The sequence below is a fragment of the Lentibacillus salicampi genome (assembly GCF_004565465.1).
Lineage (GTDB): Bacteria > Bacillota > Bacilli > Bacillales > Amphibacillaceae > Lentibacillus > Lentibacillus salicampi.
Map to the genome: position 1 here is coordinate 1 of NZ_SRHY01000068.1, position 7,592 is coordinate 7,592.

The window sequence follows — 7,592 nt, forward strand, 5'->3', positions numbered from 1 at the left end:
TCTAAAACCTAATTACTCCTGTCTTGGCGGGAGATCAAGCCGTTTCATTGAAAATCTGATGTTCCACTCGCTAATTTACATATTTTTACATAAAACCCGTTATACTTCTGTCTAAGGCTCCTAGGTTCTTGCCCTTGACCATCGTGCCACTTCTTAGTTATCGCTGGAAGGGGCCGGTTCCCCACTATCGGAACTAAGAAATGATTGTCCATGGTACGTTTGCAATGCGGATGAAGCCTTTTCGAGCTGTTTTTATCCATCCGCCATACATTATAGATATTTAATATCTCTATTTATAGCAAAAAAAATGAACGACTTAATATTGTTTTTGGGCGATTAAAACGTAATTCGAATCTGTTGGGTAAAACTTCTTATTTACTTCAAATCCTGCTTTCTTTAATTCCTGTTCCATTTGGGATGAGGATATTCTTGGGTAATGTTGATTTGAATTTTCCTCCGCTTCTATTTCAACACATGCAAGGTAACCTTTTCCTTTTAGTACTTGATTGATGAACTGTAATGTCTCAGATAAAGGTTTTATTTCGTGAAGGACTAACGACGCTATTACAATATCAATTGAATTGGCTGATAAGGGGACATCCTTCATTTCACCTTGAATGGTTCGAACATTTTCAAGTCCATCATTCGTAGCCTTAGAATCTACAATTTGCAACATATCGGGATCTATATCAAGTGCATAGACCATTCCGTTGGTTCGTTTAGCGGCGGGAATCGTTAAGAAACCTGTGCCTGCTCCTATATCTAAAATAGTATCGTCATTCTTAATAGGCATTCGTTCCAGTTGTTGTTCTGGAGGGAACTCCTCTCTTCTCTTCATGCCATCCAGAAACTCCACCTTTTTTGAAAGTTACCGCTATGATTTGGCTTCCCATCCTTTTTTATATTCAAACAAATTCTCCTTTACAATTAAAAAATACTAGATTTAGAAGGTTTCCTCGACCAAAGCTCCATTGACCCCGATTGCAGCTTTGCTACCTTCTGCTGCTGCAATAATTAATTGAGAAGGGGCAATGATGGACGTATCACCACATGCAAACACGCCTTCAACATTGGTACGACCGATACCATCCGTGTTAATGGCACCTAGCTCGTTTAATTCACACCCGAGTTCTTCACCAATAGATGACGCCTGTTCCATTTCCGGTGCGATAAATCCGCCTTCACGTGAAATGGCCGTTCCATCTTCAAATAAGATATGATTCAAATAACCATTATCACCATTTAATGAAGTGATTTTTTGTTCGTAAACATGAATTCCTTTTGCTTTATAAACCTCTTTTTCGTCAGCGGTTAACAATTGATTTCCATTCGTACTGACAATCAAGTCGTTGGTCCAATTAGATACCAGCTTTGCCATATGAAAAGCATTAGAGCTTTCGGCAATCACGACTAAGGGGCGGTCTCTTAATCCCCATCCATCACAGAAAGGACAACTAAAGAGACTCGTTCCATAAAAATAATTAATACCGTTTATATCTGACAATTTTTCTTTAAGCCCAGTTGCTAAGACAACTTTCTTGGCTTGATAGACCGCTTCGTCATCTGTTTCAATTCTAAATAATTGATCCTGCTCCGTTACGTTTATAACCCGCTGACGCTTGATTTCAACATCCGGATAGTTTGCTAGTTCTTCACTGGCAATTCGTCGTAGCTCTTGAGGATTTATACCATCCCTCGTTATGAAACCGTGTGATTCATTTGTGACGGCATTTCTCGGTTGATGATCATCAAATAATACAGTATTCCGTCTAGATCTTCCCAGAACCAGGGAAGCATTTAATCCAGCAGGTCCTCTCCAATTACAGCACAATCTAATGTCATTTCATCAGTTCCCTTCATTTGCTTTTCCTTTTATCGTGTTACTATTCTTTTCTTCCATGTCATGGGCGATGTCGATGAGAAATTTATTATCGAGGTCGTCTTTCATGTTTTGTTCAGCCTCTGTCATCACACGTTCAATCATGCAGCCTTCGTTATGATCCATGGAGCAATGAAATAAATTGGAATCTCCCTCCACTGTTTTGATGACATCCAGAAATGAGATCTCATCTTTCGGTTTAGAAACTTTGTAGCCTCCCTTAACCCCCGGTGTTGATTCAATCAGCCCACCTTTCGCAAGCTTCGTTAATATCTTTGAAAGATAGGTTGGTGAAAGGTTTTGCATTTCCGCCAAGCTTTGAACACCTATCGTGCTATTTCTAGGTAAGGTCAGTAAATACACCATTGTGTGCAATGCGTAATTAGTGGCTTTTGAATATTTCATGATTTCTCCCTTCTTCATATTATTAGAGATATCAAAGACTCATGTTGTCCTTGATTAAGGATTAGCGTAGCACCCCCTAGTAAATGTGTCAATGGGGATGCTTTAACAATCGCTAATTATTCATTATGAGCGTCGTTCAAGATCCATCATCTGCAGCAGGGGCAATTATCATCCCCATGCTGTCCAGTAAGCATAAGCTTAATGGGCTATCTCCTCTTATAAGCCCCGGGGCTTTGGGGGCATGAAATCGGAAAATATTTCATGCAGCAAATAGACATGACACTCTTTTACCTAGGAGTTGATTGTCATGATTAAGAAATCTTTACACTCTTTTCTAATCCTTTTACATTCAATATCTAAAACATTTCGACAAAACCTTCTATTTGCGGGTGGTGACAGGTACATGGCATTTTATTCTTTTCTCTTGACATTTAGAATAAATAAAATTATTATGAACACAACAATAAGTAATGAGCTTGTTTTTCTCGAAGGCTTACGTGCCACGTAGGCTACCAAGTAGAGAAAAGGGGGCTCATTTATTTTTTGGTCTATACGACGTGCTATATACGGAATCCCTTGCAATAAATTTCCAGTGTCTGTAGGAGTGACTCCATCTGTTCGAATTATCACCGTTTGTACCAGTTGACTCTCCAATGTTAAAGTTAGGATATATGTCTCTGATGTGACTGTAAATATGTTTATACAACTTTTCTTTTGCTATTGTTCTTTTACCTCTTCTTCTTGACCCTGGTGCTTTCAACAAATGTTTATTATTTAATCTGAATTCCATGGCTCCCAACACAACATCCATACATTGCAAAATAACATGATCGTGAGACCTCGCTTCTGCAATGTCGTCTTTACTGTGAATTATAATATTATTTGATTGAAAGTCAGAATCAAACTGTAACCTGTAAATAAAGTCAATAAACTCTTGGTTTTTCTCCCTTGTATCCGGTAATTGATCAAAAAATGGATAAATAGATATGCTTTTTTTCGCATTTGGATTGGCGTATGTAAGACCAAATGCATGCTTAAAAAATTGGTAGTAAAGTATAAAATATTCATTGTTGTTGCTGATAATGTGACAGATTTTTTGTTTCATACCGATTATGTGTAAACATTATCCTTACTTTAACTTTATCCTGTTTAACGTGATAAAAGAACTCATCCATTAAAAGTTTATACTTATCCAGATATTTTTCAGTTACCTTCTGCCATTTAACTTCATTAAAGAGATTCAACTCTTCTTTTTTTAGTTCTAATGCCCCCCTTACTATATGAAAATCATTCGATCGAACCAGAGCACCACCATAAAAATTACTGAAGTATTTTCCACGCTTTTCTGATTCATCACAGTAAATGATATATTGCATAATTTACTCCTTTAAACACCCAAATCAGACTAACTTATTTACTTTCTTATCTTACAATTTTTCAAGCCATTCCAGTAAATGAGTTCTATCTGTATTCAATATATACTTATGTGATCTTTCAGCATATTGCTTTAATAAGTTTTCATAAACTAATATTTTAAAGACCACTACGATCGGAACACGCGGTGTTTTTTTGTAATTACTTTCTGTTTTTATCTCATCTCCCAATACTTTCAGCACATCCGAAATCTTTACAAGCTCATTAGAATCTATTATTTCCAATGCGCTGAAAACAATCTGCTTAAATAAAGAGACTGGCACCACATTCGACGTCATCGTTTGATTCTCATTTCTAATTTCAAACCGAACATTTTCTCTTTTCCTCTGCCACACAATGTCTTTAGTCTTCTGCTGATCGCTTATTGCATATGTCTCATCTGAATCTCTCACATGAAACTCCTGGGTGCTTTCTATGTTTTTCAAAAGCGCCTTGGTTTTTTCTTTCATTTCATCTGTTTCCGCAATAAGAAGATTTATTTGTTCAGTTATGTTTAATAACCTCTGTACCTCTTTATACGACTTATTTGTTACGGCAGCAGTCATGTCTTTATTTATTTTGTCATCCAATATTTTATAGTTGTCTTTCAAATGATCAAACTGTTCTTCTTTAAAAAGTTCCATTTGACTTCCCCCTCTTTAAATATATCTCTCTTTTATCATAAACAAAAAGAAAAAGAAAAACAACAATTTTTATCTTTCTTTATTTTTAAATGAATAGGACATCCCTTCACAATCATATGATGTAAAAAATGATGGAAGGTGGTTCTGGCAGAATGACTGTTGATTATTTAACTCCCGACCAGCTTATGGTTTTCCATGAAGACGAGGTTACCATGCCTACCGCGTTAAAATATGCAGAGGAAATGGAAAAGGCAAAAACACCATTCATCACTGTTGAAAAGACTGGAAGTGACAAATTCAATGTTATAGGGGGATTCAAATATATTAATGGAATTCGGTTATTACGGAAAGACATTGACTTATACTGTACAGTTTTGGAGCCATTTAAAGACGAAAAATCACGTAAACTTGCGACATTGCAACGATGTTTAATACACAACGAAAAGCTGATTTATAAAGAAATATTAGTGCATGAGCTTACCAAAATTCACAAAATGAATGAAAAAGATATCGCAGCAGAATTAGGACAGAATGCGCATAAAATTAAAAAGTATATGTACAAACAAATAATTCCAAGAACTTATATAGAGGAAGCTGAAAGACTAGGCGTTAAGCATCTTATTCAGGCTATCTATTTAGCTAATAGGTTTTCACCTTTCGAGCAGAGAGTCTTAACAGAGTTATGTTTATATCCTGTTGAGAAATACCGATTCAAAAGTAACCACTTAAATATTTACAAACGATACAGGAAAAATTATGTGTTATTTGATAACTTTTATGCTGCCCAAAACCAAGTATCACAAGCAATTAATAGTGACAAGAAAAATGAACAATATTGGGAAAGTATACCCCATCCGAAAAAAGTGAAAAAGAAAAAAACGTTTTATATAGATAAACTACATCATCAATAGTTCAATAAAATGACACACAAGACAAAGATATTAAAGGTAAAATTTATCGCTAATGCAAATATAGAATAAAGACATAATATATTCTGTTCTTGCTACTTAGATTTGTTGAAACTACCAGTATTGTCCTCCCAGTCTCCGCTTCCCAACCTGTCCCGGAAAAACAATTGGAGCTTACCGGAATGTGTAGGGTGGTTAGAGAGTGGGTGAAAGGTCTAGGTGTCGCATTGGTCCGGCTCCGGGAGCTAAACCGATGCAAAGCCTTCCTCCAAAGTGTTCATTTTTATTTAGCGAAAAATGTCTAATTAGTAGCAGCAGAATGAGCGGGAGAAGAAGAACCAGTCAGCATCCAAGACAAATGCGCGTAGCAAAATCTCAGAATGGGAAGATTTTGATCATCTATTGTAGAATTCACTGGAATACAACGTGCTGGGAGGGCTTGAATCGTGGGAGAAACCAGCCTTCAAAGCACATTATATTGAACTCAACAGTTCCTTCTATGACAAGCCATCAGACATAAATTAACAAAACTCTGGAAGTGACAGATGCCCTTCCAAATGCGTAATAAAAGAAAAAGAACACCAATTAAGATGTCCTAAAATACATATTTTGCTATATACTTGTTATCTCTTTCCATATTCTGTCTGTTGGATACAGAACACTGAATCACAAGAAACCAGCAAACTACCAATAGCATGAACAATTGCTTTATAATCTGGCTTAGTTCTTACAGCCATTTTTATCACAATCGATTCTCGAGTTAGTGTTTACCCAGTGCTCAAGGTTCTCTTTTGTATTAGTACCGCAACCTGTAGTTCCACCTTTTGCTCCACTATGCACAACTCCAGTTGGATTATGTTTTACTGCCACTTTCTCACCTCCTTACATTTTATACCTAATTTACGATATACCTCAACATAAGGTTTCATAAAAATCTAATTTTTAACTTTGCTTTTTCCCCAAAAATTTTTTCGATACTTGCCAGTAAACAACACGTAAGCTGAATATCAGGGATTGTTGTTCATAAGCCCCTAAATGAACTTGGATAATAAGAGTGCTATTTACTATACTGCTTATTGTTCAAGGAGGAAACATCATGAGAGGCACAAGGTATACAAGCGAATTTAAAATAGGTCTGCAGTCCGGTCCGGGGGCTGCATGATGTCCCAATCAATCTTATTGAGATTACCAAGATCTTTATAAAATTCCGTCAAAGCTACAATAGCCACCGGGAAACGCTTGTTTGAATTACAATACACCCCCCTTTACCTAACTCGGCCATTTCATCACGGACTAAATGACTCTTGGTGCATGTCATCAATCATTAGTGAGTAGCTTTTAATCTAATCCACCAGTTCACAAAGGGGTTCCCGTAATGGTGTCATTGAGTGTCCTTATTCGAAAAATAGCTGCGGTCAGTCACTATGTCTAGCCGCAGCAGCTTTATGCGGAGGTGGTCCAATGTGAGGTCCCCTTCTAAAGTGTTCATTTTTATTTAGCAATATCTGTCTACTTTAGTTTAGCAGTTGCAGCGTACAAATTTACTGTGTAAGTATAACAAAAAATCGGCTTCATCATTAGAATCAGTAATATTACCATCTAAAATTATAAAATTGAGTTTTGCTGAATTTTAAAAATGCAACTTTTCAACACCTTATTTTTCTATTATAAATCAACTCATGATAAATTCAAACATTTTTCCGAATAGTATTAAAAGGAAATAAAAGTAGGTGGACTACCCTTTTCCGCCTCCGAGTCCGCCTATTCCGGAAATTACTGGAATGGAGCGTACCGGGATGTGTGTTGGCTCTCCCTTACCGTCATCGATATGCGTCCGGTATTCCTGTGCATAATGCGCCGTTTTTTCAGCTTCTTTATTCTGTTTCCGAATCAAATCGATCATGCGGTTGCGGATCGTGTAATTGAAGTATGTCGCCATCGGCCCTTGGTCCGGCTGATAATTCTCATAGGCATTCCACATGGCGACCAACCCTTCCTGAAAAAATTCCTGGTGCGGATCATGAATATTCAACCGGTGAATGTGATAATGAATCCGCCGCTCGTTCTGCTTGAAAATCTCCTCGAATGTGATCATGTCTTTTCCCATCCTTATTCCCCCATGCTGCAGTAAGCACAAACTTAATAGGCTATCTCTTCATAACTATAATCGCAAGAAGCCGAGCATTTGGGGGCATGAATTTGAAAAATATTTTCTTATATTTTTTACCGAAAGATGCCACTTTTTCCGGATTCGCTTCGATTGTAGGGGTGAGAAAGGTTATTGAGTCGTCAAATCAGTTAATCCGCTGTTCCGATAGTCGTTGTCACCATCCTGCTTGCCGT

Annotated in this window: 8 protein-coding genes; 1 reads left to right on the forward strand and 7 read right to left on the reverse strand. The window is 37.1% G+C overall.

The features are described 5' to 3' along the window. Positions 1–316: 316 nt before the first annotated feature. From E4U82_RS18835 to E4U82_RS18855, 5 genes are all read right to left on the reverse strand, one after another. Positions 317–838 (reverse strand): class I SAM-dependent methyltransferase, encoded by a 522-nt coding sequence (locus tag E4U82_RS18835; RefSeq protein WP_135111787.1) that lies wholly within the window; start codon positions 836–838, stop codon positions 317–319. A gap of 105 nt (positions 839–943) precedes the next feature. After that, entirely contained in the window at positions 944–1,831 is an 888-nt protein-coding gene (locus E4U82_RS18840) for an NAD(P)/FAD-dependent oxidoreductase (RefSeq protein ID WP_342447747.1), read from the reverse strand. A gap of 15 nt (positions 1,832–1,846) precedes the next feature. Next, complete coding sequence (locus E4U82_RS18845; RefSeq protein WP_135111788.1) at positions 1,847–2,284, reverse strand: Rrf2 family transcriptional regulator; 438 nt, start codon at positions 2,282–2,284, stop codon at positions 1,847–1,849. Between the two features lie 1,064 nt (positions 2,285–3,348). Next, positions 3,349–3,660, reverse strand: a complete 312-nt coding sequence (locus E4U82_RS20415) for a hypothetical protein (RefSeq protein WP_245183657.1) — start codon at positions 3,658–3,660, stop codon at positions 3,349–3,351. Positions 3,661–3,711: 51 nt separating this feature from the next. After that, a complete protein-coding gene (locus tag E4U82_RS18855; protein ID WP_135111789.1) occupies positions 3,712–4,341 on the reverse strand; it encodes a hypothetical protein in 630 nt (209 codons plus the stop codon). 128 nt (positions 4,342–4,469) lie between these two features. Between E4U82_RS18855 and E4U82_RS18860 the strand changes: the two genes are divergently transcribed. Further along, positions 4,470–5,252: a hypothetical protein gene (locus E4U82_RS18860; protein WP_135111790.1), complete on the forward strand. Its 783-nt coding sequence runs from the start codon at positions 4,470–4,472 to the stop codon at positions 5,250–5,252. Positions 5,253–5,969: 717 nt separating this feature from the next. On the opposite strand, the gene E4U82_RS20075 is transcribed toward E4U82_RS18860, so the two are convergent. Then, complete coding sequence (locus E4U82_RS20075) at positions 5,970–6,119, reverse strand: hypothetical protein (RefSeq protein WP_167751494.1); 150 nt, start codon at positions 6,117–6,119, stop codon at positions 5,970–5,972. Between the two features lie 865 nt (positions 6,120–6,984). Next, positions 6,985–7,356 (reverse strand): sigma-70 family RNA polymerase sigma factor, encoded by a 372-nt coding sequence (locus tag E4U82_RS18865; protein WP_135111791.1) that lies wholly within the window; start codon positions 7,354–7,356, stop codon positions 6,985–6,987. Between the last annotated feature and the right edge of the window lie 236 nt (positions 7,357–7,592).

Excerpts from the sequence above, each read along its gene's own strand:
- E4U82_RS18845 (WP_135111788.1), bottom strand. The coding sequence starts at position 2,284 with ATGAAATATTCAAAAGCCACTAATTACGCATTGCACACAATGGTGTAT.
- E4U82_RS20415 (WP_245183657.1), bottom strand. The coding sequence starts at position 3,660 with ATGCAATATATCATTTACTGTGATGAATCAGAAAAGCGTGGAAAATAC.
- E4U82_RS18860 (WP_135111790.1), top strand. The coding sequence starts at position 4,470 with ATGATGGAAGGTGGTTCTGGCAGAATGACTGTTGATTATTTAACTCCC.
- E4U82_RS18855 (WP_135111789.1), bottom strand. The coding sequence starts at position 4,341 with ATGGAACTTTTTAAAGAAGAACAGTTTGATCATTTGAAAGACAACTAT.
- E4U82_RS18865 (WP_135111791.1), bottom strand. The coding sequence starts at position 7,356 with ATGGGAAAAGACATGATCACATTCGAGGAGATTTTCAAGCAGAACGAG.
- E4U82_RS18835 (WP_135111787.1), bottom strand. The coding sequence starts at position 838 with ATGAAGAGAAGAGAGGAGTTCCCTCCAGAACAACAACTGGAACGAATG.